Genomic DNA, 25,132 nt, shown 5'->3' with positions numbered 1-25,132 from the left:
GCTTGGGCCGGATCGGGGCGCGTTTGCTTCAAAACCGCGGCCGCGCAACTTTCGGAAAGCGATTGATTGACATATCGGGAATCGGGACTTCCGCGCGCTTGTGTGATAGACAAAAATTTGGCAAGGTGGCGGTTAGGACAGGAAGACTGTCTCAATTTTGCTTGCGGTTCCGGCATAGGGATTGCAACGAAAGTCGGTGCTTTCGAGCGCCATAAGGCAACAGGAAAAGCCGTTCTCGGGGACGAAGAACGCCTTGGCCTGAATTTAAGAAAATGCGGCTCGCAGCGGACGAGCGGTGACCCAGAGGCGGGTGCCGCGGAACGCCCAAGGTGCGCCGAAGATGGCGGTGAGGCAGCTTGCCGCATGGAGAGGATTGGAACAATGAGCGGGTCGCAATTCGAGAGCGCAAACATCGTGGCAGAAGAGCTGTCGGCGACGGTCGCCTCGAAAACGACCGATCCGATTCAGGAACACAATTCGCGCCCGCCGGCCGAAGGCCTCTACGATCCGAGCCTTGAGAAAGACTCCTGCGGCGTCGGCTTCATCGCCAACATCAAGGGCAAGAAGTCGCACGAGATCGTTGCGGACGCGCTTAGCATCCTCTGCAACCTCGAGCATCGCGGCGCTGTCGGCGCCGACCCGCGCGCCGGTGACGGCGCCGGCATCCTGGTGCAGATCCCGCACGCCTTCTTCAGCCGCAAGGCCAAGGAGAACAAGTTCGAGCTGCCGGCGCCCGGCGAATACGCCATCGGCGCGCTGTTCATGCCGCGCGACACCGCCTGGCGCAACGTCATCAAGAGCATCATCGCCGACCAGATCAAGGAAGAGGGCCTGACCCTGCTCGGCTGGCGCGACGTGCCGACCGACAATTCCTCGCTCGGCGTCACCGTGAAGCCGACCGAGCCCGCCTGCATGCAGGTGTTCATCGGCCGCAACGGCACCGCCAAGACCGAGGACGAGTTCGAGCGCCGGCTCTACATCCTGCGCAAGTCGATCTCGCAGGCGATCTACCAGCGCCGCGACCGCGGGCTTGCGGGCTATTACCCCTGCTCGATGTCCTGCCGCACCGTGATCTACAAGGGCATGTTCCTGGCCGACCAGCTCGGCAAGTACTATCCCGATTTGCACGAGAAGGATTTCGAGAGCGCGCTCGCGCTCGTTCACCAGCGCTTCTCGACCAACACCTTCCCGGCCTGGTCGCTGGCGCATCCCTATCGCATGATCGCGCATAACGGCGAGATCAACACGCTGCGCGGCAACACCAACTGGATGGCCGCGCGCCAGGCCTCGGTGAGCTCCGAGCTCTACGGCAAGGACATCAACCGTCTCTGGCCGATCTCTTATGAAGGCCAGTCGGACACCGCCTGCTTCGACAACGCGCTCGAATTCCTGGTCCAGGGCGGCTACTCGCTGCCGCACGCGGTCATGATGATGATTCCGGAGGCGTGGGCCGGCAATCCCTTGATGGATGAGAAGCGCCGCGCGTTCTACGAATATCATGCCGCGCTGATGGAGCCGTGGGACGGCCCCGCCGCGATCGCCTTCACCGACGGCCGCCAGATCGGCGCCACGCTCGACCGCAACGGCCTGCGGCCAGCGCGCTATCTCGTGACCAAGGACGACCGCATCGTGATGGCGTCCGAAATGGGCGTGCTGACGATCCCCGAGGACCAGATCATCACCAAGTGGCGCTTGCAGCCCGGCAAGATGCTGCTGGTCGACCTCGAGCAGGGCCGCCTGATTCCTGACGACGAGATCAAGGCCGAGCTCGCCAGGAGCCACCCCTACAAGGAGTGGCTGGAGCGGACCCAGATCGTGCTGGAAGAGCTGCCGAAGGTGGCGACAACAGGCGTGCGCTCGAACCTGTCGCTTTTGGATCGCCAGCAGGCGTTCGGCTACAGCCAGGAAGACATCGCGATCCTGATGACGCCGATGGCGGCAACGGGTGAAGAAGCCGCGGGCTCGATGGGCAACGACACGCCGATCTCGGCGCTGTCGGACAAGGCCAAGCCGCTGTTCACCTACTTCAAGCAGAACTTCGCGCAGGTCACCAACCCGCCGATCGACCCGATCCGCGAGGAGTTGGTGATGAGCCTCGTCTCCATTATCGGACCGCGGCCGAACCTGTTCGACCTGCAGGGCCTCGCCACCACCAAGCGCCTGGAAGCGCGCCAGCCGATCCTGACCGATGCGGACCTGGAAAAGATCCGCTCGATCTCCGATGTGGCCGACACGCATTTCAAGTCGCGCACGCTCGACACCACCTTCCATGCCGGCCTCGGCGCGGCCGGGATGGACCAGGTGCTGGATGAGCTCTGCGCGCGCGCCGAAGCCGCCGTGCGCGAGGGCGTCAACATCATCATCCTGTCCGACCGCATGGTCGGCACCGATCGGGTTCCGATTCCGTCGCTGCTGGCCTGCGCCTCCGTGCATCATCATCTGATCCGCACCGGCCTGCGCACTTCGGTCGGTCTCGTCATCGAATCCGGCGAGCCGCGCGAGGTGCATCACTTCGCCTGCCTTGCCGGCTATGGCGCCGAAGCGATCAACCCGTACCTCGCGTTCGAGACCATCATCGCGATGAAGGACCGCCTGCCCGGCTCGCTCGACGACTACGAGATCGTCAAGCGCTACATCAAGTCGATTGGCAAGGGCCTGCTGAAGGTGATGTCCAAGATGGGCATCTCGACCTACCAATCCTATTGCGGCGCGCAGATTTTTGACGCGGTCGGCCTCAAGGCTGATTTCGTCGCAAAATTCTTCGCCGGCACGCACACCCGCGTCGAGGGCGTGGGTCTTGCCGAGATCGCCGAAGAAGCGGTGCGCCGCCACACCGACGCGTTCGGCGAGGCGCTGGTCTACAAGACCGCGCTCGATGTCGGCGGCGAATATGCCTATCGCAGCCGCGGCGAGGATCATGCCTGGACCGCTGAGTCCGTCGGCCTGCTCCAGCACGCCGCGCGCGGCAACTCGCTGGAACGTTATCGCGCCTTCGCCAAGATCCTCAACGAGCAGTCGGAGCGTCTCTTGACGCTGCGCGGCCTGTTCCGGATCAAGAACGCCGAGGAAGAGAAGCGCAAGCCGATCCCGATCGACCAGGTCGAGCCGGCCAAGGACATCGTCAAGCGTTTCGCGACAGGTGCGATGAGCTTCGGCTCGATCTCGCGCGAGGCGCACACGACATTGGCGATCGCCATGAACCGGATCGGCGGCAAGTCGAACACCGGCGAAGGCGGCGAGGAGGCCGACCGCTTCAAGCCGCTGCCGAACGGCGACAGCATGCGTTCGGCGATCAAGCAGGTCGCCTCGGGCCGCTTCGGCGTCACCACGGAGTATCTCGTCAACTCCGACATGATGCAGATCAAGATGGCGCAGGGCGCCAAGCCCGGCGAAGGCGGCCAGTTGCCCGGCCACAAGGTCGACGCGACCATCGCCAAGGTGCGTCACTCGACCCCGGGCGTCGGCCTGATCTCGCCGCCGCCGCACCACGACATCTACTCGATCGAAGACCTGGCGCAGCTCATCTACGACCTCAAGAACGTCAACCCGGCGGGCGACGTTTCGGTCAAGCTCGTCTCGGAAATCGGCGTCGGCACGGTGGCCGCGGGCGTCGCCAAGGCGCGCGCCGACCATGTCACCATCGCCGGCTTCGAGGGCGGCACCGGCGCTTCGCCGCTGACCTCGATCAAGCACGCTGGCTCGCCGTGGGAGATCGGCCTCGCCGAAACCCACCAGACGCTGGTGCGCGAGCGGCTGCGCAGCCGCATCGTGGTCCAGGTCGACGGTGGCTTCCGCACCGGCCGTGACGTCGTGATCGGTGCGTTGCTCGGCGCCGACGAGTTCGGCTTCGCCACCGCCCCCTTGATCGCGGCCGGCTGCATCATGATGCGCAAGTGCCATCTCAACACCTGCCCGGTCGGCGTTGCCACGCAGGATCCCGTCCTGCGCAAGCGCTTCACCGGCCAGCCCGAGCACGTGATCAACTACTTCTTCTTCGTCGCGGAGGAAGTCCGCGAGATCATGGCCTCGCTCGGCTTCCGCACCTTCAACGAGATGGTCGGCCAGGTTCAGCTGCTCGACCAGACCAGGCTGGTCGCGCACTGGAAGGCCAAGGGGCTCGACTTCTCCAAGCTGTTCGTGAAGCAGAAGGAAGAGAAGGGCCAGAAGATCTATCACTCCGAGCGCCAGAACCATCATCTGGAGGCGGTGCTCGATCGCTCGCTGATCGAGAAGGCGCAGCCTGCGCTCGACCGCGGCGCGCCGGTGAAGATCGAGGCTGCGATCAACAGCACCAACCGTTCGGCGGGTGCGATGCTGTCGGGCGCGGTCGCCAAGATCTACGGCCATGCCGGCCTGCCGCAGGACACGATCCACGTCAGCCTCAAGGGCACCGCCGGCCAGGCTTTCGGCGCGTGGCTCGCCAACGGCGTTACCTTCGAACTTGAGGGTGAAGGCAACGACTATGTCGGCAAGGGCCTTTCGGGCGGCAAGATCATCGTCAAGCCGCCGGCCAACAGCGGCATCGTGCCGGAAGAAAGCATCATCGTCGGCAACACCGTGATGTACGGCGCCATCCAGGGCGAGTGCTACTTCCGCGGCGTCGCCGGCGAACGCTTCGCCGTGCGCAACTCGGGCGCGGTCGCCGTCGTCGAAGGCGCGGGCGATCATTGCTGCGAATACATGACCGGCGGCATCGTGGTCGTGCTCGGCAAGACCGGGCGCAACTTCGCGGCCGGCATGTCCGGCGGCATCGCCTATGTGCTGGACGAGACCGGCGACTTCGACAAGCTCTGCAACATGGCGATGGTCGAGCTCGAGCCGGTGCTGTCGGAAGAGATGATCAATGCCGACACGTATCACGCAACAGGCGACCTTGAGGCGCACGGCCGGGTCGACGTGTTCAAGAACCTGCTCGACTCGGACGTCGAGCGCCTCCACGTCCTGATCACACGCCACGCGAAAGCGACCGGCTCCAAGCGTGCCGCCGACATCCTTGCCAATTGGAAGGAATGGCTGCCCAAATTCCGCAAGGTGATGCCGGTCGAGTACCGGCGCGCCCTGCGCGAAATGGCCGCCAACGCGGACGCCGAGCCGAAGATCGCGATCGGGGCGTAATCATAAGCCCTCATGGTGAGGAGCGCGAAGCGCGTCTCGAACCATGAGGTCACCATCCGGGCCCTCCATCCTTCGAGACGCGGCGCCAGAGCGCGCCGCTCCTCAGGATGAGGGGAGAGAGAGCAAAGAATTTAAGCGGCAGGGACTTCGGGTTTAATGGGCAAGATCACGGGTTTTCTCGAAATCGAACGGCATGACCGCAAGTACACCCCGGTCGCCGAGCGCGTGAAGCATTACAACGAGTTCGTCGTTCCCTTGACCGAGAAGGAAACGCGCGACCAGGCCGCGCGCTGCATGAATTGCGGCATTCCCTATTGCCACGGCACCGGCTCGGTCGCCCCTGGCACGCCCGGCTGCCCGGTCAACAACCAGATCCCTGATTTCAACGACCTCGTCTATCAGGGCAATTGGGAAGAAGCCTCGCGCAATCTGCACTCGACCAACAACTTCCCTGAGTTCACCGGCCGCATTTGCCCGGCGCCATGCGAGGCGTCCTGCACGCTCAACATCGACGACAACCCCGTGACCATCAAGACGATCGAATGTGCGATCGTCGACCGCGCCTGGGACAATGGCTGGCTGAAGCCTGAAGTCGCAGCCCACAAGACCGGCAAGAAAGTCGCGGTGATCGGCTCGGGTCCGGCCGGCATGGCCTGTGCGCAGCAGCTCGCCCGCGCCGGCCACGACGTGCACCTGTTCGAGAAATACGCCAAAGCCGGCGGGCTGCTTCGCTACGGCATCCCCGACTTCAAGATGGAGAAGGGCGTCATCGATCGCCGCGTCAAGCAGATGGAAGGCGAAGGCGTCACCTTCCACTACAACAGCCATGTCGGCGTCGACGGCAATGTCGATCCGCGCGAGATGCTCAACCAGTACGACGCAATCGCGCTGACCGGCGGCGCGGAAGCCCCGCGCGACCTGCCGATCCCCGGCCGCGAGTTCGAAGGCATCCACTACGCGATGGACTTCCTGCCGCAGCAGAACCGCCGCGTCTCCAGCGAGCCGTTGAACGGCGTGACGGAGATCCTCGCAGGCGGCAAGCATGTCGTCGTCATCGGCGGCGGCGATACCGGTTCTGACTGCATCGGCACCTCGCTGCGCCAGGGTGCACTCTCCGTGACCCAGCTCGAGATCATGCCTGCCCCGCCCGAGCGCGAGAACAAGGGCCTGACCTGGCCGAACTGGCCGCTGAAGATGCGCACCTCCTCGAGCCAGGCCGAAGGCGCGATCCGCGAATACGCCGTGCTGACGCAGAAGTTTTCCGGCGAGACCGGCAAGGTCAGGAAGCTGCACTGCGTGCGCGTCGACGACAAGTTCAAGCCGATCGAAGGCACCGAGTTCGAGCTCGACGCCGAGCTCGTCCTGCTCGCGATGGGTTTCGTCCATCCCGTGCACGAGGGCCTGTTGAAGCAGCTCGCGGTCGACCTCGACCCGCGCGGCAACGTCAAGGCCAACACCTTGGACTACCAGACCTCGCGCCCGAACGTATTTTCGGCAGGCGACATGCGCCGCGGCCAGTCGCTGGTGGTCTGGGCCATCCGCGAAGGCCGGCTGTGCGCGCGGTCGATCGATACGTTCCTGATGGGGAAAACGGATCTGCCGCGGTAATCTTCTGTCGTCCTGGCTTTCGCCAGGACGACGACGGAGAGCGTGGTAACGCTGTGCGCACTTCAGCCACGCGCCGCTAATTCTGCAACCTCACCCCCAGCATCACCACAGTCCCCTGCGAGCTCGAGCCCGGCTGGTTCGAGTCCAGGATGTCGTGACGCAGCGTGCCCTTGATCCAGACATTGCGGTTGAGCTTGTAGATCAGGTCGCCTTCGATCGAGTAGGTCTTGTCGTTGCGATTCTGGCCCTGATAGTCGTAGGTGCCGTAGGTGAACTTGCCGATCGCGGTGAGCCAGCGGCGGAAGTCGTGGTCGACTTCGGCGGCGTAGGTGTGCACCAGCACGCCGGAGGAGCCGGGAATCGTGGTTTCCGCGATCTGGGTGTCGGTGTTGAATTTCACCGTCGTCAGACCGCTGGCGTTCCAGATCAGCGAGCCCGTGGTCAGGAAGCCCGAGAGCTGGCTGAGGCGCGGGTCGACATAGTTGCGGGCGGAATAGCCGATCGAGATTTCACCGGTGAGGATGCGGGTGAACTCGAAGGACGAGCCGACCTTGGCGTAGCCGCCGGTTGAGTCGCGCAAATAACCGTTGCGATCGGCGGCCTGGTCGTGGATGCGGTTGTCGCCCTCGATCTCGACGAACGGCTTGAGGCCCGGCTTCAGCTCATAGGAGAAGCGCCCCACGCCGCCATACTGGTTGAAGTCGCGGTCGTCATTGCTGAAGGTCGAGCCGTCGGTGAGCTTGGAATCCGTATAGGCGGTGCGATCGATGGTCGCGCCGGCCGCGACCTGGAAGCGGTTGAACGTCTGGTCGAAGCCGAAGGTGCCGCCATAGGTGGCGTAGATGGGATATTTCTGCAGGCCGGCCTGCACGTTCGGGCTGCCGGGATTGTCGGTGGCGAGCCGCAGCCGGAATTGCGAGGTCAGCTTGAGATCGCGATCGACATCGAAGCGGCCGTCGACATGGCCGGTGAAATCGGGGCGGTTGATCTCGACCGGCGACGGCGAAGCAAGGCCGTCGATGGTCGCCGGCATGTTGTTGGTGTAGCCGTTGAACGAGCCGCGCAAATCGGCGACCAGCGCGTGACGCTCCCAGTCGGATTGCACGAGCAGATCGGGCGCGACGACATAGGCCGGCGAGCCGACCGGCTTTTGCAGGCGCGCGGGATTGGTGTCGTAGCCGGTGGAGAGCTCGAGCCCGCCCTTGATCAGGAAGCTGCCGGCGTAGTCGCCGACCGCGCCGAAGGCATCGTCGTCGACCTTGAGGCGGCGGCGCTGCGGCTGGCCGGGCACGGTGCCCGCCATGGCCGGCGGCAATGGCGTCTTGTTCGCAGTCTCCGACGGCGGCGGCGCAATGCGCGGAGGACCGAGCGAGGAGACCGGTGGCGTTGCAGGCACCGGCGAGCCTGGCCCCGCGGGCTTCTTTGGCTTCGGCTGGCCGGGATAGAGCTTTGGTTGCTGACGCTTGCGATTGAGCGAGTCGTAGCCGGAGCTGCTCGCGCCATTGGCGGCGGGCAGGCCGTAGGTCGGCACCTGACCGACGCGCGTCGTTGCGGGCGCGTCGCTCTTCTTGCGCGGATCGTCGTTGGGATCCGGCGGCTGCGGGATCGCATCGGACGGGGCCTGCGGCACACCGGCCGTGCGGCGCGTCGGCAGCGTATCGGGCGAAACGAAGCCGCCGCGGTTGGGATTGAACAGATCGGGCGTGACGCTCTGGGCGGCCGCGGGTGCGTTTTCCAGCGCCGTCAGCAGCAGGCATGGCAAAGCGGCGCGAAAGACGTACGCGCGACTGCTCCGGCCCCTACCTGGAGGCGACCCCACGATGGAATAACTCCAACGAAATCAGATACTTCACTGACGGCTCTCCGCGGGCTCGCGGGAACCATCGTTAATGGAGTTAAAACAATTATGGTTAATGACCCGTTGAGGGTTTTGGCGCCCGCGTCGCCTCTTGTGCCGGGGCATGCTAAGGAGGCCCCAACGGGCCGAAGCCCCTCCTCCCTGGACCAGAACATGCCGAGTTCGAAACCGCTGATGACCTCATCATCCAGCTCCGCCCCTCCATCAGTCGAATCCGCGCTCCGCACGCTGGAGACCGAGAGCGGCGGCATCAACGCGCTCGCGGCCGCCTTGCGCGGCCCGCTGGGCGAGGCCTTTGCCAAGGCGGTCGACCTGATCCGCAACGCCAAGGGCCGGGTCATCGTCACCGGCCTCGGCAAATCCGGCCACATGGCGCGCAAGATCGCGGCGACCCTGGCCTCGACGGGCACGCCGGCCTTCTTCGTTCACACCGCTGAAGCCGCCCATGGCGACCTCGGCATGATCACCACCGACGACGTCATCATGGCGCTGTCCTGGTCCGGCGAGCAGCCGGAGATGAAGACGCTGGTGAACTATTCGGCGCGCTTTGCGATCCCGATGATCGCGGTGACGTCGAATGCGGCCTCCTCGCTGGGCCAGGCTGCCGACATCGTGATCGAGCTGCCGAAGGCGCGCGAGGCCTGCCCGCACAATCTGGCGCCGACCACCTCGACCATGATGCAGGTCGCGATCGGCGATGCCATCGCGATCGCGCTGCTCGAAGGCCGCGGCTTCACTGCGCTGGAGTTCGCCCACTTCCACCCCGGCGGCAAGCTGGGCGCGATGCTCAAATTCGTCCGCGACTACATGCGCACCGGCTCGGAGATTCCGGTGAAGCCGCTCGGCACGAAAATGTCGGACGCCGTGATGGAAATGTCGGCCAAGGGTCTTGGCTGCGTCTGCATCGTCAACGATGCGAACGAGGCCGTCGGGATCATCACCGACGGCGATCTGCGCCGCCACATGCGGCCTGACCTGCTGACAGTGTCGGTCGACGACATCATGACGAAGCAGCCGAAGACCGTGCCCCCCTCGATGCTCGCCAGCGAGATGATCGAGGTGCTCAATGCGCGAAAAATCACGACGCTGGTCGTGACCGAGGCGGACAAGGTGGTGGGCATCGTGCACCTGCACGATCTGCTGCGCGCGGGCGTGGCTTAGTTTCTTCGCCTCTCCCCGCTTGTGGGGAGAGAGAGTCTCACGCCGGAAACCGCGCCGCCTTCTCCTCCAGCGGCAGCTTCAGCCCGTTCGCCAGATACGACACAGTGCGATAGAAGCCGCACAGCAGCATGATCTCCAGGATCTGCGCCTCGTCGTAATGCGACGAGAGAATGGCAAATTCGGCGTCCGAAAACGTCGCGCGGTGATGCAGGGCCTCAACCGCCGCAATCAAGGCCTGCTCGGCCGGCGTCCAGCAGGCGGAATTCGCATCGCGTGCGACAGTCGCGCGGACTTCCTTTTCAGTGAGCTTCGCAGGTCCGGCGAAGATCGCAACATGCACGCCCCATTCATATTCGCATTTGTTCAGCGCGCAGGTGCGATCGATGACGATCTCCCGTTCGCGCAGCGACAGCGGCCCGGGATCGAGCAGGCTGCCGGCGCGAAACTTGTCCCAGGCACGGGTGTGGCCAGCCATCACCCGGAATAGCAGCAGCGGCGGCGCGCCACGCATGATGCGGTCGAACTGTGCCTGGATCTCCGGGGGATAAGGCTGATCGAGCGGGGCAATCCGCGGCGTTGGGGATGACATGGGCGTCTTCCTTGCTACAATTACTGTAGCAATACGCTACATTATCCGTAGCAAGACGCAAGAGGGATGCGATGGCAAAACAGGCAGCATCAGGGAAAGTCCGCGGCTCGCGCACCGGCCGGCCAATCATGGCGCTGCTCGACCTGCTCGGCCGGCGCTGGACCCTGCGGATATTGTGGGAGCTGCGCGAGGAGCCCCTCACTTCACGCGCACTGCGCACGGCCTGCGATGAGGCCTCACCGACGGTGCTGCAAGCGCGGCTGACGGAGCTGCGCGAGGCGGGGTTTGTGGAGCTGGGGGAAGGAGGCGGCTATGGGCTGACCGCGCTGGGACGGGAGCTGTGCGAGACGTTCATGCCGCTGCACCGGTTTGCGGAGAGGTGGAAGAAGTAGGCTTCCTCCTACCCTCCCCTGGAGGGCTACGCCGCAGCGACCGTCAGATTGGCGCCATCCACCTGCACCACCTTCACCCGCGTTCCCGCCGGCGTATCCGGGCCTGCGACGCGCCATACGGTGTCGCCGATGCGGACGGTGCCGTTGCCGTCGATGATGGGCTTTTCCAGCGTGAACTCCCGGCCCAGCAGCGCCTCGGTACGCTTGTTGAGGAAAGGGCTGGCGCTCTCATCCAGTTTCGGCCGGGCGAGCCGGCGCCACACCGGCACGGCGGCGGCCGCGAACACCGCGAACATCACGAGCTGGATCTGCCAGGAGATGACGGCCGTGAACGAGATCAGGCCGACCAGCAACGCCGCCAGCCCGAGCCAGAACAGGAACACGCCCGGCGCGATCACCTCCAGCGCCATCAGGATGAAGCCGAAGATCAGCCAGTTCCAGTTGCCGAGCGATACGAACATGTTGGTCATGACACGACCTCCAGATGCCTGCGCATGACCCTAGCAGAAGGTCATGCGCTATTCCTTACCCCTGCCGCGGCGGGACCGGCGGCGTGCTGCCGGTCGGCGGCACCGAGCTGGTGCGGCGAGCGGCGGCGGCCGCGGATGCAGCACTCTCGCCGAACGTTGCCTTCGCGATCTCACCGATGCCGGCGAGCGAGCCGAGCATGCTGGTCGCTTCCATCGGCAGCATGATGATCTTCTGGTTCGGCGCATCCGCGAACTGGCCAAACGCCTTGATATATTTGTCGGCGATAAAATAGTTCAGCGCGGCGACGTCGCCCTTCGCGATCGCTTCGGAGACGACCAGTGTCGCCTTCGCCTCGGCCTCCGCGGACCGCTCGCGCGCCTCCGCGTCACGGAACGCCGCTTCCTTGCGGCCTTCGGCCTGGAGGATCTGGCCCTGCTTGGCACCCTCGGCGCGCAGGATTTCCGACTGGCGCTGGCCTTCGGCAGAGAGAATGTCCGCACGCTTGACGCGCTCGGCCTTCATCTGCCGGCCCATCGCCTCGACGAGGTCGGCGGGCGGCACGATGTCCTTGATCTCGATGCGGTTGACCTTGACGCCCCAGGGCGAGACCGCGGCGTCGACGACGCGCAACAGGCGCTCATTGATCTCGTCGCGATGCGACAGCACCTGGTCGAGATCCATCGAGCCCATCACCGAGCGAATGTTGGTCATGGTCAAAACCGTGATGGCCTGGTTGAGGTTGGCGACCTCGTAGCTGGCCTTCGCGGCGTCGAAAACCTGATAGAAGGCGACGCCGTCCACCGTCACGGTGGCGTTGTCCTTGGTGATCACCTCCTGCTCGGGAATGTCGATCACCTGCTCCATCATGTTGATCTTGCGCCCGACGCGGTCGAAATAGGGCACGATCAGATTGAGCCCGGGGCTCAGCGTCTGGGTGTATTTGCCGAACCGCTCGATGGTCCAGTCATAGCCCTGCGGCACCGTCTTCACGCCGGCAATCAGCGTGATGATGACGAGCAACACCAGAACAATCGCGAAAATATCGAAGCCGCTCATATATCCTCCACGGCGGGAAATAGGCCTTTCCCGCGCTGTCATTGGTCGGGATCACGACCCTACCGGTTCAGCGGTCGCTTTTCACGTCGGCATCCACGCGATTCTGAACAAGGCGCACGGAGCGGGAACGGTCACGATTATGTATTTGCGGAGGGCTCTTGAAGGCGTGGGGGCGCAGACCTAGGGGCAAAAGTTAATGATTTGCGACCCTATTCGATGACGTCGTGTGCAGTTGCGAGCAAGCTCGCCGGGATCGTGACACCCATTGCCCTGGCGCACTTCAGATTGACGACGAGCTCGAAGGTGGTGGGATTCTGGACCGGAAGGTCCGCCGCCTGAGCCCCCTTCAAGATGCGATCGACGTAGCCGGCCGCACGCCGCAGCTGCTCGGCGCTGTCGGTGCTGTAGGACATCAGCCCGCCCTCGTCGACGAAGCTGCGGCTCCAAAACACTGCCGGCAGGCGCGCGCCCGCGATCGCAGACAGAAGTTGCGCGCGATTGGCGATGGTAAAGAAATCGGGCAGAACCAGAAAGCCGCCGTCCTTGTGCGCGGCCAACGCTGCGATCGAGGCGGCATCCCGCACCGGTGCGGGCTCGACCGTCACGTGAAGGGTGCGCGCGGCGTCCTCGATCGTGTGCAACATCAGGGGCGCAAACGGCGCGGTGGCGGGATTGTAGACGACGAAGACGCACGACACCTTCGGCGTAATCTGCATCAGCAGGTCCAGCCACTTGCCGGCCAGAGGACCGTCATAATCGGTGAAGCCGGTGATATTGCCGCCGGGATGCGCGAGGTTTTGCACAAAGCCCTGGCTGACGGGATCGGTGACCACGGCGAACACGATCGGAATCGTGGTGGTGCGCTGGCGCAGCTCCTCCACCGAGGGCGTTCCGATCGCGAGCAGGATGTCGGGCTTGAGCGCGATCAGCTCGTCGGCAAGCCGGGCGATGGTCACACGGTCGCCGGCGCCGCTGCGCCAATCGATCCTGAGATTGTCCTGATCCTTCCAGCCATGGGCGGCGAGCGCCTCGGCCAGCCGGGCCTGCCCGATCACGTCATCGCCGGCGGTGACGGCGAGCACCCCGAGCCGGCGCACAATATCCGATTGTGCCAGCGCCGCTGGCGACAGCATGGCGGTCATTCCGAGAAACGCCAGACATTCGCGGCGATTCATCGGACGCCTCAGATCCAGCCCTGCAGCTCGCGCAGCACCAGCGTGCGGATCACGTCCATGCCGGGCTCACTGTCATTCAGACATGGGATCGCGGAAAACTGCTCCCCGCCATTGTGCTTGAAGATCTCGGCATTCTCCTGCGCGATCTCCTCCAGCGTTTCCAGACAGTCGGCCGAAAAGCCCGGCGTCACCACCGCGATACGGCGCACGCCTTCCCTGGCAAGACGCTCCATCGTCTTGTCGGTGTAGGGCTGCAGCCATTCATCGTTGCCGAAGCGCGACTGGAAGGTCAGCAGCAGCTTTGTCTCGTCCATGCCGAGCCGGCGGCGCAGCGCCTCGGTCGTGGCGACGCAATGACTCTGATAGGGATCGCCCTTGTCGACATAGGATTTCGGCATGCCGTGGAAAGAGGCGACGATCAGTTCGGGTTTGAAGGACAACGCCGCCAGATGCGTCTCGATCGAGACGGCGAGCGCCTCGATATAGGCCTCGTCCTGGTAATAAGGCGGCGTCACCCGCAGCGTCGGCTGGTTGCGCAGGCGGGCCAGCACGCGAAATACCTCGTCGCAGACGGTCGCCGAGGTCGAGGCGGAATATTGCGGATAAAGCGGCACGGCGAGGATGCGGTCGCATCCCCCGGCGATCAGCGCGTCGATGCCTGTCTTGATCGAGGGGTTGCCGTAACGCATCGCCCAATCCACCACGACATGCGCGCGGTCCGACAGTGCGGCGGCGAGCTTGTCGCTTTGCGAGCGCGTGATGGTCTTGAGTGGCGACTCGTTCTTCTCGACGTTCCAGATCTTCCGGTAGTCGAGCGCCTTGGTGCGGGGACGGCTGCGCAGGATGATGCCGTTCAGCACCAGTTGCCAGATCAGGCCCTGGTCCTCGATGACGCGGGCGTCCGAGAGAAATTCCTTGAGATAGACCCGCACACCCTGGGCGTCGGCGGTGTCGGGCGTGCCGAGATTGACCAGCAGCACGCCGACGCGCGGCTGGGTCGACAGTTTGGCCGGTTTTGCTGAGACGATGGGGGCGATGGTCGTCATGGTCCGTTGGGTCGCGCGTTGCTCCGAACTTGTCAAGATGAGCCCGGTTTCGCTAGGGTCGCCCCCAAGCGGGGGAGGGAAGATGACGCTCGCGGAATGGTGCGTATTCGGAGCGCTGCTGCTCTATTTGGTAACGATCGTCTCGATCAAATGGATCAGGTTTCGCGGGTTCGACAATTCCCGGCCGCGCGATCCCGCCTTCTATGAAGACGCCATCGCGCACCGCGCGCTCGGCGCCCACCAGAACGGGATCGAGACCTTCCCGTTCTTCGCCTTCGCCGTGCTGCTCGCCGAATTCCGCGACTCGCCGCAGCGCCTGATCGACGAGCTCGCCGTGCTGTTCCTGATCGTCCGGATCGCCTACGTGCTGACCTATCTCGGCAACCGCCCGACCCTGCGCTCCATCCTCTGGAGCATCGGGTTTGCGATTAATCTCGGGATCTTCTTCATGCCGATGTTGAAGAGATTCTTGCCGGTGTGAACTCTGTTGTCCCGGACGCGGTGCAGCGCTTGCGCTGCTCCGCAGAGCCGGGACCCAGAAGGCCAAGCCCTCCTGCACGGAGACATGGGCCCCGGCTCTGCAGCGCACCGTCGAAGGGACGCTGCGCTGCGTCCGGGGCACGAGAGTTCGCTTCAAAAACACGTCGTCCGTTCGGCCGCGATATAGCCGAACAACAGACCCGCCCCGAACAGCAGCACCAGAGCGGCGGCACCGAGCTCGATGCCGCGCATGAACAGCGCACCGCCACCATCGCGCCCCGCGCTGAGGCGGCCGGCGATGTCCTTGGCGGAGACGGCGATCACCGCGATGGCGGCCACCGTGATCGCGGTGCCCAGGCCCATCAGGAAGGTCGCGGCAATGCCGGCCCAGAACAGGCCCTGGGCCAGCGCGAACACCAGCACAAGGATCGCACCCGAGCAGGGGCGGATGCCGACGGTCAGGATCGCGGCGAACCCACGCCGCCAGCCGCCGGGGCCGGCAAGCTCGCTCGGCGTGGGGCCATGGGAATGGCCGCAATGCTCGTCGTGGACGTGGTCATGGGTGTGGTGGTGATGGGCGTGCGCGTGATCGTGGTGATGATCATGGCTATGAGCATGGTCATGATGATCATGCGCATCATGATGATGGTGGTGGCCGTGATCATGGTCATGCGGCACGCCAGCGATCGCCGGCACCGGCTGCGTCGCCTGGAGCGCGCGGGTGAAGGTGCGCCCCTTGACCCAGACCAGCCGGAGTCCAAACAGCGCGATCAGGGCGTAGCTCGCGATTTCGATCGCGCCCTCGGCCTTGCACATGGTCTTAGCGGTGGCGTTCAGGATCCAGGCCGAGATGCCGACGATCAGGATCGCCACCAGCGACTGCATCAGCGCCGAGGCAAACGACAGTGCGATGCCGCGCCGCGCGGTCTCGCGGTTGGCAACGAGATAGGAGGCGATCACCGCCTTGCCGTGGCCCGGGCCGGCGGCATGGAAGATGCCATAGGCAAAGGAGATGAAGAGCAGCGTCCACACCGCGGAGCCGTCGGATTTGGCGGCGCGGATGGTCGACGACATCTGCCGATAGAATTCCGACTGTTTTGCCAAGAGCCAGCCGATGAGGCCGCCGGCCTCCGGCTCCGCCGCTGGTGCCTGTTTCGGCGCGCCGAATGGATTTTGCGCGAAGGCATCATGGAGCGCGGCATCGGCCAGGCCGACGACGAGGAGAACAGCGGCGCAGGCGAGCAGCCCGCGCCCAAGCGGCGAGAGATGTGGCTTCAAGGGCAATCCACCGTGATCTTGTTGGCGAACATCATGCCGAAATTGGCGTTGGGACCATCCATGAAAGTCTGCTCGTTGAGCTTCTGCGCGGTCGCGGTGCCGTCGCTGGGACGATCGAGCTTCATCTGGCAGCCGGCGGGCGCGCCGACCAGCTTGACCGGATTGTCCTTGGCCATCTGGAAATCGATGAAGAAGGAGCGGTCGAACACTTCGAGCACCAATTGCTTGGGCTTGACCGGAATCTTCAGCGGCAGCGTGAAGTGCAGGGTCAGCACCGCGTCCTTGTAGTCAAGGAAGTAGTCGACCGGCTCGTTGAAGCGCTCTTTCTTGCCGTCGGCTTTCGCGAAGGTGAAGTAGGCATATTCCTTCAGCGACTCGACATTGGTCTGCGCCAGCGGCCCCAGTTCCTCGCGCGTATAGGCGCCCTTCTTCTTGCTCTCGAGTCCTTGCACGGCATAGGCCGAGAACATGTCGTCAAAGGTCCAGGCGTGGCGGACGCCGGTGATCGAACCGTCCTCGGCGTAGAGCAATTCGCTTGAAGCGGTGATCCAGACATGCGGATGCGCGTTCGCCGTGCCTGAGGCGAGCATCATGGCGGCGGCGAGCAGGAGTCCGAGAAAGGTGCGCATGCCGATCAGGCCGCCTTTTCGCCCAGCAGGCCGCGCCGACGCAGCAGCGCGTCGGGCTCGGGTGGGCGGCCACGGAAGGCCTCATAGGCGGCTTCCGGGTCGACCGAACCGCCGCTCGAATAGATGTCGTCGTGCAAGCGCTTTGCCACGGCGGGGTCGAAGATGTTGCCGGCCTCCTCGAAGGCGCCGAAGGCGTCGGCATCCATTACCTCCGACCACATGTAGCTGTAATAGCCGGCCGCATAGTGGTCGCCGGAGAAGATGTGACCGAATTGCGTGGGCCGGTGGCGCATCGAGATCTCCTCGGGCATGCCGATCTTTTCGAGTTCGCGTTTCTCGAACGCGCGGACATCCTGTGCGGCTGCGGCCGGCTGGGAGTGGAACTCGAGATCGACCAGCGCCGAGGAGACGAACTCGACGGTGGCAAAGCCCTGGTTGAACTTGCGCGCGGCGAGGAAGCGCTTGAGCAGATCATCCGGCAGCGGCTCGCCGGTCTGGTAGTGGCGGGCGAACTGCTGCAGCACCTCGGGCCGCTCCTGCCAGTGCTCGTAGAGCTGCGACGGCAGCTCCACGAAGTCGGTGAATACAGAGGTGCCCGACAGCGACGGATAGGTCACATTGGACAGCATGCCGTGCAGGCCATGGCCGAACTCGTGGAACAGGGTGCGGGCATCGTCGGGCGAGAGCAGCGAGGGTTCGCTGCCGGTGCCCTTTGCGAAATTGCAGACATTAATGATCAGCGGCGCTATCTCGCCATCGAGCTTCTGCTGGTCGCGCAGCGAGGTCATCCAGGCGCCAGAGCGTTTTGACGGCCGGGCGTAGTAGTCGCCGTAGAACAGCGCCTTGTGCTTGCCGTCGGGGCCCTTCACCTCCCAGACCCGGACATCAGGGTGCCAGACCGGCACATCCTTGCGCTCTTCGAAGGTGATGCCGAACAGGCGGGTGGCGCAGTCGAAGGCGGCCGCAATCATGTGGTCGAGCGTCAAATACGGCTTGATTGCGGCATCGTCGAAATTGGCGCGCTGGAGGCGCAGCCTCTCGGCGTAGAAGCGCCAGTCCCAGGGCGCGAGCTTGAAATTGCCGCCCTCCTCCGCAATCAGCGCCTGCATCTCGTCGCGGTCGGCGAGCGCCCGGGCGCGGGCCGGTTTCCAGACCCGCTCCAGCAGGCCGCGCACCGCATCCGGCGTCTTGGCCATGGAGTCCTCGAGCCGGTAGGCCGCGAAGGTCGGATAGCCCAGGAGCTTGGCGCTCTCCTCGCGCAGCTTCAGGATCTCGCCGATGGTCGTGTTGTTGTCGTTGGCATTGCCGTTGTCGCCGCGCGCCGTGAAGGCCTTGTAGACCTTCTCGCGCAGGTCGCGCCGCGCCGAGCTCTTCAGGAACGGCTCGGCCGAGGAGCGCGACAGCGTGACGATGGCCTTGCCTGCCATGCCGCGATCTTCTGCCGCAGCCCTGGCGGCGGCCACAAAACTCTCCGGCAGGCCCTGGCGGTCGGCCTCGCCGAGCTCCATGAACCAGTCCTGCTCGTCGCCAAGCAGATGATGGCTGAAGCCGGTCGCGAGTTGGGCCAGCTTCTCGTTGATCTCGGCCATCCGCGTCTTGGCCTCGTCGGAGAGGCCTGCGCCGCCGCGGTGGAAGCGGGTGTAGGTGCGCTCCAGCAGGCGGAGCTGCTCGGGATCAAGGCCAAGATTGGCGCGGTTCTCGTGCAGCTGGGCGATGCGGCCAAACAGCACGGCGTTCATCATGATCGGATTCCAGTGCCGCGCCATCCGCAAGGAGACCTCCTTGTCGATGTCGAGGATGGCCGGGTTGGAATGCGCCGAGACCAGGTCGTAGAACACGGACGCGACCTTGTTCAGAAGCTTGCCGGAGCGCTCCAGCGCCGTGACGGTGTTGGCGAAGTCGGGCGCAGCGGGATCGTTGGTGATCGCGGCGATCTCGGCCGAGTGATCGGCGAAGGCCTGTTCGAAGGCCGGCAGGAAGTGCTCCGGAACGATCTCGTTGAAGGGCGGGGTCGCAAACGGCGTCACCCAGGCCTTCAGCAGCGGATTGGTCTCGGAGTCCGTAGTTTGGCGGTCTGACATCGCACGTCCCGTTTTTTGAGCCGATTTGTTGGGGCCAGCTATAGCACGCGATGGGGCTTTTTTGGGCCATTTGGCCTTGCTCCCGCCCGCCTTTTCGAGGAGATTGCGGCCCTCGAAACACCGGACCCCATCGCCCATGAACGCGCCCTCCTCGTCTTCCCGTCAGATCGTCTGGCCGAGCGTCATCACCGTCATCAGCGCCGCCATCCTGATCGGCGCCGAGGTGTTTGGCGCGGCGTTTGCCGGCGGCTGGGCGCTCGCAATTCTGATGGGGCTCGGTGACCAGGGCGCGCACATCCTTCAGGCCGTGCTGTTCGCACTCGGCGTGCTGGTCATGACCGCCTTCATCCGCGCCGCTCAGCGCGTCGAGCCGTTCTTCAAGCGCGGCTGAGGCGTCTCGCGCGACGGGGTCACGCGCGCGACACAGAAAACTTAACGCACGTTCATCTTCCGCGACGCTCGCGCAACACTGCGCAAGCAGATGTTAGGCAATTCTCTTCTCAGCCTAAAAAAATTCTTGCGAAGCTGAGGCAAAACCCTTATGTGCGTTTTTGCCCAATTTCGCACGTGCCTGTGGTCGTGTGTCAGTCGGTAGGTATCCGGACAAGAGGCCGGACAGCCGCCAAGGGGTGAAGAAGCCGAGGGGCTCTTCGGAAGTGCAGAAGTCCATGACTGAAAAGTCGAAGGACTGACCGCAAACCCGGAGCGTCCAGCATCTCTCTCAAAGAGATGCCTTGTCGAAGGTGACTTCACTTTTTGCAACCGTGACTGGCAGCCGGAGGCGAACCGGCGCACCCCGCTCTCAACGGGGGACGCGACTTAAAGCAACGACGGATCGGGCTTTTTTGGTCTCTACCGGCATTCCACCGCCGGCGCGGGCTACTGAAAAGGCTTGTCCTTCATTGCCAGGTGTGCGGGCGGGAAGCTCTCCCAACCAATCCACGGCAGCACAGTCTGGTTTGAGTCTTTTGGCTTCAGCGCGCCTCCATCGCGCGATGTGGCCGAAGCGCTCTTATCCGACGTCACGTTGATGCGGATCCCGTCGCTGGGACCGTTGGAGAGTGCCATGACCGAACGTATTCAGGAATTCCTGCGTAACCGTCGCAAGGAAGGTCTCGATACCGAGCCGTGCCTCGTCGTCGACCTCGAGGTCGTGCGCGACAATTACCAGACCTTCGCCAAGGCGCTGCCCGACAGCCGCGTGTTCTACGCCGTCAAGGCGAACCCGGCGCCGGAAGTGCTGGCGCTGCTCGCCTCGATGGGCTCCTGCTTCGACACCGCGACCGTCGCCGAGATCGAGATGGCGCTGGCCGCCGGCGCGACGCCCGACCGCATCTCCTTCGGCAACACCATCAAGAAGGAGCGCGACATCGCGCGCGCCTTCGCGCTCGGCATTCGCCTGTTCGCGGTGGACTGCGTCGCCGAAGTCGAGAAGGTCGCCCGTGCCGCCCCCGGCGCAAAGGTGTTCTGCCGCATCCTCTACGACTGCGCCGGCGCCGAGTGGCCACTGTCGCGCAAGTTCGGCTGCGATCCGGAAATGGCGGTCGAGGTGCTCGACGTCGCCAAGCGTCTGGGCCTCGAGCCGTGCGGCATCTCCTTCCATGTCGGCTCGCAGCAGCGCAAGGTGAAGGCGTGGGACCGTGCGCTGGCGATGGCCTCGCAGGTGTTCCGCGACTGCGCCGAGCGCGGCATCAACCTCTCCATGGTCAACATGGGCGGCGGCTTCCCGACCAAGTACCTGAAGGACGTGCCGCCGGTCGTCACCTACGGCCGCTCGATCTTCCGCGCGCTGCGCAAGCACTTCGGCAACCAGATTCCGGAGACCATCATCGAGCCAGGCCGCGGCATGGTGGGCAACGCCGGCATCATCGAATCCGAGGTCGTGCTGATCTCGAAGAAGAGCGACGAGGACGAGGTGCGGTGGGTGTACCTGGACATCGGCAAGTTCGGCGGCCTCGCCGAGACCATGGACGAGTCGATCCGCTACGCCATCCGCACCCCGCATGACGGCGCGGACATGACCCCGTGCGTGCTCGCAGGCCCCACCTGCGACAGCGCCGACGTGCTGTATGAGAAGACCCCGTATCCGCTTCCGGTCACGCTCGAGATCGGCGACAAGCTGCTGATCGAAGGCACCGGGGCCTATACGTCGACCTACTCGGCGGTGGCGTTCAACGGCATCCCGCCGCTGAAGACGTATCATATCTAAGCGCCTCTCTTTCGAGGCCTGACGAAACCGGGAGCCGGCTTGCCGGCTCCTTCCTCACATCACTGATTTCTGACGACGCCTTGAACCGGCGTGCTGCGCGCACGTCTGTTCAAGCGGGGACTGACGCGCCATGACTGCTTTTCGGAAGCCACAAGTCGCCCTCACCTCGAAAGCCGCTCCGTTCGCGATCCGCAGCGAGCGTGCTGTCGACGTCGCCGCCCGTGAAGCGCTGCTGGATGCCTGTTTTGGCGAAGACCGCCACGACCGCACCTGCCAGCGCTTGCGCGACGGACGTGCACCAGCCGCAGGCCTTGCCCTGTCGGCCGTGCGCGAGGGGACATTCGTGGGAACCGTGCGGCTGTGGCACGTCAGCGCCGGAGGCAGGCCCGCCCTGGTCCTCGGACCACTGGCGGTGGACCCTGCCTGCCGCGAGCTCGGGATCGGCGCCGCGCTGATGAAGCAAGCGCTGGCTGCCGCCCGGGCGCGCAGGCATGACGCCGTGATCCTCCTCGGCGATGCGCCCTACTACGCCCGCTTCGGCTTCTCGGCCGATCAGACCGGCGCCTTGATGCTGCCCGGCCCGTTCGAGCGCGACCGCCTGCTGGCGATCGAGTTCACTGGCGGCGCGCTTGAAGGCGCCGAGGGGATGATCATCCCGACCGGCGCGCGCCTGCCTAAACGGAGGGTAGTTCGTCCCCTCGAAGCGCACGCGGCCTAAGACATCAACATGATGGCGCCGGCCGGAGCTGCGTCCCGCGGCGACGGTCGGCTACGGCTTGTTGCTTTGGGGTTGCGTGAGCCCCGGAAACGCCGTTTAACCCCACGAAATTCCCCCTTTCAGTCGAGGCCGAACCCATGTCCCGTCGCCTGATTTCCACCGGCTCCCCCCTCGAGAAGAGCGTCGGCTACAGCCGCGCCGTGTTCGACGGCGATTTCGCCTTCGTCGCGGGAACCACCGGCTATGATTACACGACGATGACGATGCCCGATGATGTCACGAGCCAGTCACGCAACTGCTTCAAGACCATCGCGGCCGCCCTGAAGGAGGGTGGATTCGAGATGGCCGACATCGTCCGTGCGACCTACTACGTCACCGACGCCAGCAGCATCGACGCGCACTTCGCCGTCTGCGGCGAGGTTCTCGGTGACATCAGGCCGGCTGCGACGCTGCTCGTCGTCTCCGCCCTCGCCAGGCCCGAGATGAAGGTCGAGATCGAAGTCACCGCCAAGCGCCGCAGCGCCTAACAAGCGCCGCAGCACCTGATCCACCCGCCAATCGTCCGTCAGCACGTTCCGGAGAAACCATCCATGAGCCACCCCTCGCAGATCTACGCGAAGATCACAGGTCCCATCGTCATGGTCGGCTTCGGCTCCATCGGCAAAGGCACCTTGCCGATGATCGAGCGGCATCTCGACTACGACAAGTCGCGCGTCACCGTGATCGATCCCAAGGACGAGGGCCGCAAGGCGCATTGCGAGAAGCAGAACGTGCGCTTCATCCAGAAGGCCGTGACCAAGGACAATTATCGCGAATTGCTGACCCCGCTGCTGACCGAGGGCGGCGGCCAGGGCTTTTGCGTCAATCTCTCGGTCGACACCGGCTCGACCGACATCATGGAGCTCTGCAACGAGCTCGGCGCGCTCTATATCGACACCGTCAACGAGCCCTGGCTCGGCTTCTATTTCGACGCGTCGAAGGGCCCCGAGGCGCGCTCCAACTACGCGCTGCGCGAGGTGACGCTGGCCGCCAAGAAGGCGCGCCCCGCAGGCTCGACCACGGCCGTCTCCTGCTGCGGCGCCAATCCCGGCATGGTCTCGTTCTTCGTCAAGCAGGCGCTGCTCAATGTCGCCGCCGATTTGAAGCTCAATGCGCCGAAGCCGAAGACCAAGGCCGAATGGGCCGATTTGATGCGGCAGGCCGGCATCAAGGGCATCCACATCGCCGAGCGCGACACCCAGCGCGCGAAGAAGCCGAAGGAGCCCGACGTCTTCGTCAACACCTGGTCGGTGGAAGGTTTCCTGTCGGAGGGCATGCAGCCGTCCGAACTCGGCTGGGGCACCCATGAAAAGTGGATGCCGGAGAATGCGCATACCCACGAAGCCGGCTGCGGCGCTGCCATCTATCTGATGCAGCCCGGCGCCAACACGCGCGTGCGCACCTGGTGTCCGACGCGCGGCGCCCAATACGGCTTCCTCGTCACCCACAACGAGTCGATCTCGATCTCCGATTACTTCACGGTGCGCGACGCCTCGGGCAAGGCGGTCTACCGGCCGACCTGTCACTATGCCTATCACCCGGCCGACGATGCCGTGCTGTCGCTGCACGAGCTGTTCGGCCGCGCCGGAAAGATGCAGGAAAAGCACCACATCCTCGAAGAGGACGAGATCGTCGACGGCATCGACGAGCTCGGCGTGCTCTTGTTCGGCCACGACAACAACGCCTATTGGTACGGCTCCCAGCTCTCGATCGAAGAGACCCGCGCGCTCGCGCCCTATCAGAACGCCACCGCCCTGCAGGTGACCTCCGCCGTGCTCGGCGGCATGGTGTGGGCGCTGGAGAACCCGAACGAAGGCATCGTCGAAGCCGACGAGATGGATTTCGATCGCCTGCTGGAAATCCAGCTGCCGTATCTCGGCCCGGTGAAGGGTTTCTACACCGACTGGACGCCGCTGACGGATCGTCCGGGGCTGTTCCCTGAGGATATCGACACCAGCGATCCCTGGCAGTTCAAGAATATTCTGGTGCGCTGACAAAAACCGCGAAAACAACCCCATGCACAGTAGACGGCGCAATGGCAGGCCATTGCGCGCGTGGGCCAAAAAAGCATGTGACGTCTACTGCTTGTCCTTGATCGGCGGGGCGATCTTCTCAGCCGGGGCCGGCGGCAATGCCGGCTTGGCAGAACCCGCCGCACCTTGCGTCTGTGGATCCGGTTGCGCGGGCTCTGGCGCGGGCGTGGTCGGACGCGCGCCGCCGGGCTTGGCCTCGGCGGGCGTCTTGTCCTGATCGTTGGACGGTGTGCCCTGGAGCGGCTGCGTCGCCTGCGCCAGCTCAGTCCTGCTCGCGGCGCGGATTTGCGCCAGCGACATTACGGACACCACGACGCCTGCTGCGAACAGCGAACAGGCGATTGTGAGGTCGAGCTTCAGGCTTCGCTTGTCATTCTGGCCGCTCATGTCAATCACCGCCTTTGTCCACGGGATCAACGAAACTGGAGCCTGCGGGTTCCGCGCCGGGAGCGGCGGGAACCGCGCTCAATCCGTGGTGCTGACTTCCCAGGTGGCGTGACGGACGCCTGGCAGGTGCTGGAGCTCGGTCGCCACCGCGTTGAGCTCGTTGGGATCGACCGCGGTTGCAACCAGCTCTGCGACGATCTCGATCAGATCGTCGCCGGTCTCGACGATCTCGACATCGGCTACCGGATATTTTGCGGCCTCGAGCCTGTCGATGAGCCGGTCGCGCATGTCGGGCAAGGCGTCCAACGCAACCGCGAGCTTGAAATAGTAGGTCGCCTCGATCGCCTTTTCATCCAGCGGGATGCGATTGATGGCGTTGACCAGCGGACGCAGCAGCGTGTTGCCGGCGATGACGAAGACGGTGAGTGCAACCGCCTGCGCCACCATGTCGGCGCCGGCGCAGGAGCCGACCGCGGCCGAAGACCATAGCGTCGCCGCGGTGTTGAGGCCGCGCACGTCCATGCCCTGCTTCATGATGACGCCGGCGCCGAGGAAGCCGATGCCGGAGACGACATAGGCAATCACGCGCACCGCGCCGTCGGCGCCGGCCAAATGCATGGCGAGATCGACGAAGGCCGCAGCGCCAACGGCGACCAGCACGTTGGTGCGCAGCCCTGCGGTACGCTGGCGATATTGCCGCTCGGCACCGATCAGCGTGCCCAGCACAAAGGCCGTGAACAGGCTGATCAGCGTGTCGAGGAAGTCAGCAATCTGGAAGGTCGTCAGGAATCGCATGATTCCCTATAA

Annotated in this window: 22 protein-coding genes; 10 read left to right on the top strand and 12 right to left on the bottom strand. The window is 64.6% G+C overall.

The window, feature by feature from the left end; genetic code table 11:
- Positions 1–381 precede the first annotated feature (381 nt).
- Both gltB and M2427_RS34835 read left to right on the top strand, forming a co-directional pair.
- On the top strand, positions 382–5,115 hold the full coding sequence (gene gltB / locus M2427_RS34840) for a glutamate synthase large subunit (protein ID WP_280711337.1): 4,734 nt from the start codon (positions 382–384) through the stop codon (positions 5,113–5,115).
- 156 nt (positions 5,116–5,271) lie between these two features.
- Positions 5,272–6,723 (top strand): glutamate synthase subunit beta, encoded by a 1,452-nt coding sequence (locus tag M2427_RS34835; RefSeq protein WP_280711336.1) that lies wholly within the window; start codon positions 5,272–5,274, stop codon positions 6,721–6,723.
- Positions 6,724–6,799: 76 nt separating this feature from the next.
- Here M2427_RS34835 and M2427_RS34830 read toward each other — a convergent pair whose 3' ends face one another.
- Positions 6,800–8,542, bottom strand: a complete 1,743-nt coding sequence (locus M2427_RS34830) for an outer membrane beta-barrel protein (RefSeq protein ID WP_280711335.1) — start codon at positions 8,540–8,542, stop codon at positions 6,800–6,802.
- Between the two features lie 192 nt (positions 8,543–8,734).
- Between M2427_RS34830 and M2427_RS34825 the strand changes: the two genes are divergently transcribed.
- Positions 8,735–9,742, top strand: coding sequence for a KpsF/GutQ family sugar-phosphate isomerase (locus M2427_RS34825; protein ID WP_280711334.1), 1,008 nt, complete (start codon positions 8,735–8,737; stop codon positions 9,740–9,742).
- Positions 9,743–9,779: 37 nt separating this feature from the next.
- Here M2427_RS34825 and M2427_RS34820 read toward each other — a convergent pair whose 3' ends face one another.
- Positions 9,780–10,331 carry a carboxymuconolactone decarboxylase family protein gene (locus M2427_RS34820; RefSeq protein WP_280711333.1) on the bottom strand — a complete coding sequence of 184 codons (552 nt, stop codon included), beginning with the start codon at positions 10,329–10,331 and terminating at the stop codon, positions 9,780–9,782.
- Between the two features lie 71 nt (positions 10,332–10,402).
- On the opposite strand from M2427_RS34820, the gene M2427_RS34815 reads away from it, so the two are divergent.
- Positions 10,403–10,723: a winged helix-turn-helix transcriptional regulator gene (locus tag M2427_RS34815; RefSeq protein WP_280711332.1), complete on the top strand. Its 321-nt coding sequence runs from the start codon at positions 10,403–10,405 to the stop codon at positions 10,721–10,723.
- 26 nt (positions 10,724–10,749) lie between these two features.
- Here the strand turns inward: M2427_RS34815 and M2427_RS34810 are convergent, their stop codons facing one another.
- The 4 genes from M2427_RS34810 to hemH all read right to left on the bottom strand — a co-directional run bounded on the left by M2427_RS34810 (position 10,750) and on the right by hemH (position 14,471).
- Entirely contained in the window at positions 10,750–11,193 is a 444-nt protein-coding gene (locus tag M2427_RS34810) for an NfeD family protein (RefSeq protein ID WP_280711331.1), read from the bottom strand.
- Between the two features lie 55 nt (positions 11,194–11,248).
- Positions 11,249–12,250, bottom strand: coding sequence for an SPFH domain-containing protein (locus tag M2427_RS34805; protein ID WP_280711330.1), 1,002 nt, complete (start codon positions 12,248–12,250; stop codon positions 11,249–11,251).
- Between the two features lie 209 nt (positions 12,251–12,459).
- Positions 12,460–13,425 carry an ABC transporter substrate-binding protein gene (locus M2427_RS34800; RefSeq protein ID WP_280711329.1) on the bottom strand — a complete coding sequence of 322 codons (966 nt, stop codon included), beginning with the start codon at positions 13,423–13,425 and terminating at the stop codon, positions 12,460–12,462.
- Between the two features lie 8 nt (positions 13,426–13,433).
- Positions 13,434–14,471 carry a ferrochelatase gene (gene hemH / locus M2427_RS34795; RefSeq protein ID WP_280711328.1) on the bottom strand — a complete coding sequence of 346 codons (1,038 nt, stop codon included), beginning with the start codon at positions 14,469–14,471 and terminating at the stop codon, positions 13,434–13,436.
- 82 nt (positions 14,472–14,553) lie between these two features.
- Here hemH and M2427_RS34790 point away from each other — a divergent pair, with 82 nt between their 5' ends.
- Complete coding sequence (locus M2427_RS34790; RefSeq protein ID WP_280711327.1) at positions 14,554–14,952, top strand: MAPEG family protein; 399 nt, start codon at positions 14,554–14,556, stop codon at positions 14,950–14,952.
- Positions 14,953–15,104: 152 nt separating this feature from the next.
- Here the strand turns inward: M2427_RS34790 and M2427_RS34785 are convergent, their stop codons facing one another.
- From M2427_RS34785 to M2427_RS34775, 3 genes are read right to left on the bottom strand one after another with little or no spacing between them, the layout of a single operon-like run.
- The gene (locus M2427_RS34785; protein WP_280711326.1) at positions 15,105–16,229 is read right to left on the bottom strand and encodes a nickel/cobalt transporter; all 1,125 of its coding nucleotides are present in this window, start codon (positions 16,227–16,229) and stop codon (positions 15,105–15,107) included.
- Positions 16,226–16,864, bottom strand: coding sequence for a DUF1007 family protein (locus tag M2427_RS34780; RefSeq protein ID WP_280711356.1), 639 nt, complete (start codon positions 16,862–16,864; stop codon positions 16,226–16,228). Before M2427_RS34780 ends, M2427_RS34785 begins: the two co-directional genes overlap by 4 nt.
- A complete protein-coding gene (locus M2427_RS34775; protein WP_280711325.1) occupies positions 16,864–18,939 on the bottom strand; it encodes a M3 family metallopeptidase in 2,076 nt (691 codons plus the stop codon). Before M2427_RS34775 ends, M2427_RS34780 begins: the two co-directional genes overlap by 1 nt.
- Before the next feature lie 136 nt (positions 18,940–19,075).
- Between M2427_RS34775 and M2427_RS34770 the strand changes: the two genes are divergently transcribed.
- Positions 19,076–19,330 carry a hypothetical protein gene (locus tag M2427_RS34770; RefSeq protein ID WP_280711324.1) on the top strand — a complete coding sequence of 85 codons (255 nt, stop codon included), beginning with the start codon at positions 19,076–19,078 and terminating at the stop codon, positions 19,328–19,330.
- A gap of 488 nt (positions 19,331–19,818) precedes the next feature.
- Here the strand turns inward: M2427_RS34770 and M2427_RS34765 are convergent, their stop codons facing one another.
- Positions 19,819–20,007 carry a hypothetical protein gene (locus M2427_RS34765; protein WP_164935684.1) on the bottom strand — a complete coding sequence of 63 codons (189 nt, stop codon included), beginning with the start codon at positions 20,005–20,007 and terminating at the stop codon, positions 19,819–19,821.
- Between M2427_RS34765 and M2427_RS34760 the strand changes: the two genes are divergently transcribed.
- From M2427_RS34760 to M2427_RS34745, 4 genes are all read left to right on the top strand, one after another.
- Entirely contained in the window at positions 20,006–21,148 is a 1,143-nt protein-coding gene (locus M2427_RS34760; RefSeq protein WP_280711323.1) for a type III PLP-dependent enzyme, read from the top strand. The genes M2427_RS34765 and M2427_RS34760 overlap by 2 nt on opposite strands.
- 130 nt (positions 21,149–21,278) lie before the next feature.
- Positions 21,279–21,866: an N-acetyltransferase gene (locus tag M2427_RS34755; protein WP_280711322.1), complete on the top strand. Its 588-nt coding sequence runs from the start codon at positions 21,279–21,281 to the stop codon at positions 21,864–21,866.
- 137 nt (positions 21,867–22,003) lie between these two features.
- Positions 22,004–22,393, top strand: a complete 390-nt coding sequence (locus M2427_RS34750) for a RidA family protein (RefSeq protein WP_280711321.1) — start codon at positions 22,004–22,006, stop codon at positions 22,391–22,393.
- A 63-nt stretch (positions 22,394–22,456) separates the two neighbouring features.
- The gene (locus tag M2427_RS34745; protein WP_280711320.1) at positions 22,457–23,899 is read left to right on the top strand and encodes a homospermidine synthase; all 1,443 of its coding nucleotides are present in this window, start codon (positions 22,457–22,459) and stop codon (positions 23,897–23,899) included.
- Between the two features lie 84 nt (positions 23,900–23,983).
- Here the strand turns inward: M2427_RS34745 and M2427_RS34740 are convergent, their stop codons facing one another.
- Together M2427_RS34740 and M2427_RS34735 are read right to left on the bottom strand one after the other, a co-directional pair.
- Positions 23,984–24,325 carry a hypothetical protein gene (locus tag M2427_RS34740; protein ID WP_280711319.1) on the bottom strand — a complete coding sequence of 114 codons (342 nt, stop codon included), beginning with the start codon at positions 24,323–24,325 and terminating at the stop codon, positions 23,984–23,986.
- Between the two features lie 78 nt (positions 24,326–24,403).
- Positions 24,404–25,120 (bottom strand): MgtC/SapB family protein, encoded by a 717-nt coding sequence (locus M2427_RS34735; RefSeq protein ID WP_280711318.1) that lies wholly within the window; start codon positions 25,118–25,120, stop codon positions 24,404–24,406.
- Positions 25,121–25,132 lie beyond the last annotated feature (12 nt).

It is taken from the genome of Bradyrhizobium sp. BR13661, assembly GCF_029892425.1.
Classification (GTDB): domain Bacteria; phylum Pseudomonadota; class Alphaproteobacteria; order Rhizobiales; family Xanthobacteraceae; genus Bradyrhizobium.
This window is presented reverse-complemented; position numbering and strand designations above follow the sequence as displayed.

What these genes read in the sequence shown, in the direction of transcription:
- M2427_RS34825 (WP_280711334.1), top strand. Translation starts at nt 8,735, where the DNA reads ATGCCGAGTTCGAAACCGCTGATGACCTCATCATCCAGCTCCGCCCCT.
- M2427_RS34835 (WP_280711336.1), top strand. Translation starts at nt 5,272, where the DNA reads ATGGGCAAGATCACGGGTTTTCTCGAAATCGAACGGCATGACCGCAAG.
- M2427_RS34770 (WP_280711324.1), top strand. Translation starts at nt 19,076, where the DNA reads ATGAACGCGCCCTCCTCGTCTTCCCGTCAGATCGTCTGGCCGAGCGTC.
- M2427_RS34790 (WP_280711327.1), top strand. Translation starts at nt 14,554, where the DNA reads ATGACGCTCGCGGAATGGTGCGTATTCGGAGCGCTGCTGCTCTATTTG.
- M2427_RS34765 (WP_164935684.1), bottom strand. Translation starts at nt 20,007, where the DNA reads ATGGCACTCTCCAACGGTCCCAGCGACGGGATCCGCATCAACGTGACG.
- M2427_RS34820 (WP_280711333.1), bottom strand. Translation starts at nt 10,331, where the DNA reads ATGTCATCCCCAACGCCGCGGATTGCCCCGCTCGATCAGCCTTATCCC.
- M2427_RS34760 (WP_280711323.1), top strand. Translation starts at nt 20,006, where the DNA reads ATGACCGAACGTATTCAGGAATTCCTGCGTAACCGTCGCAAGGAAGGT.
- M2427_RS34815 (WP_280711332.1), top strand. Translation starts at nt 10,403, where the DNA reads ATGGCAAAACAGGCAGCATCAGGGAAAGTCCGCGGCTCGCGCACCGGC.
- M2427_RS34775 (WP_280711325.1), bottom strand. Translation starts at nt 18,939, where the DNA reads ATGTCAGACCGCCAAACTACGGACTCCGAGACCAATCCGCTGCTGAAG.
- gltB (WP_280711337.1), top strand. Translation starts at nt 382, where the DNA reads ATGAGCGGGTCGCAATTCGAGAGCGCAAACATCGTGGCAGAAGAGCTG.
- M2427_RS34810 (WP_280711331.1), bottom strand. Translation starts at nt 11,193, where the DNA reads ATGACCAACATGTTCGTATCGCTCGGCAACTGGAACTGGCTGATCTTC.
- M2427_RS34800 (WP_280711329.1), bottom strand. Translation starts at nt 13,425, where the DNA reads ATGAATCGCCGCGAATGTCTGGCGTTTCTCGGAATGACCGCCATGCTG.
- M2427_RS34745 (WP_280711320.1), top strand. Translation starts at nt 22,457, where the DNA reads ATGAGCCACCCCTCGCAGATCTACGCGAAGATCACAGGTCCCATCGTC.
- M2427_RS34740 (WP_280711319.1), bottom strand. Translation starts at nt 24,325, where the DNA reads ATGAGCGGCCAGAATGACAAGCGAAGCCTGAAGCTCGACCTCACAATC.
- M2427_RS34750 (WP_280711321.1), top strand. Translation starts at nt 22,004, where the DNA reads ATGTCCCGTCGCCTGATTTCCACCGGCTCCCCCCTCGAGAAGAGCGTC.
- M2427_RS34805 (WP_280711330.1), bottom strand. Translation starts at nt 12,250, where the DNA reads ATGAGCGGCTTCGATATTTTCGCGATTGTTCTGGTGTTGCTCGTCATC.
- hemH (WP_280711328.1), bottom strand. Translation starts at nt 14,471, where the DNA reads ATGACGACCATCGCCCCCATCGTCTCAGCAAAACCGGCCAAACTGTCG.
- M2427_RS34755 (WP_280711322.1), top strand. Translation starts at nt 21,279, where the DNA reads ATGACTGCTTTTCGGAAGCCACAAGTCGCCCTCACCTCGAAAGCCGCT.
- M2427_RS34735 (WP_280711318.1), bottom strand. Translation starts at nt 25,120, where the DNA reads ATGCGATTCCTGACGACCTTCCAGATTGCTGACTTCCTCGACACGCTG.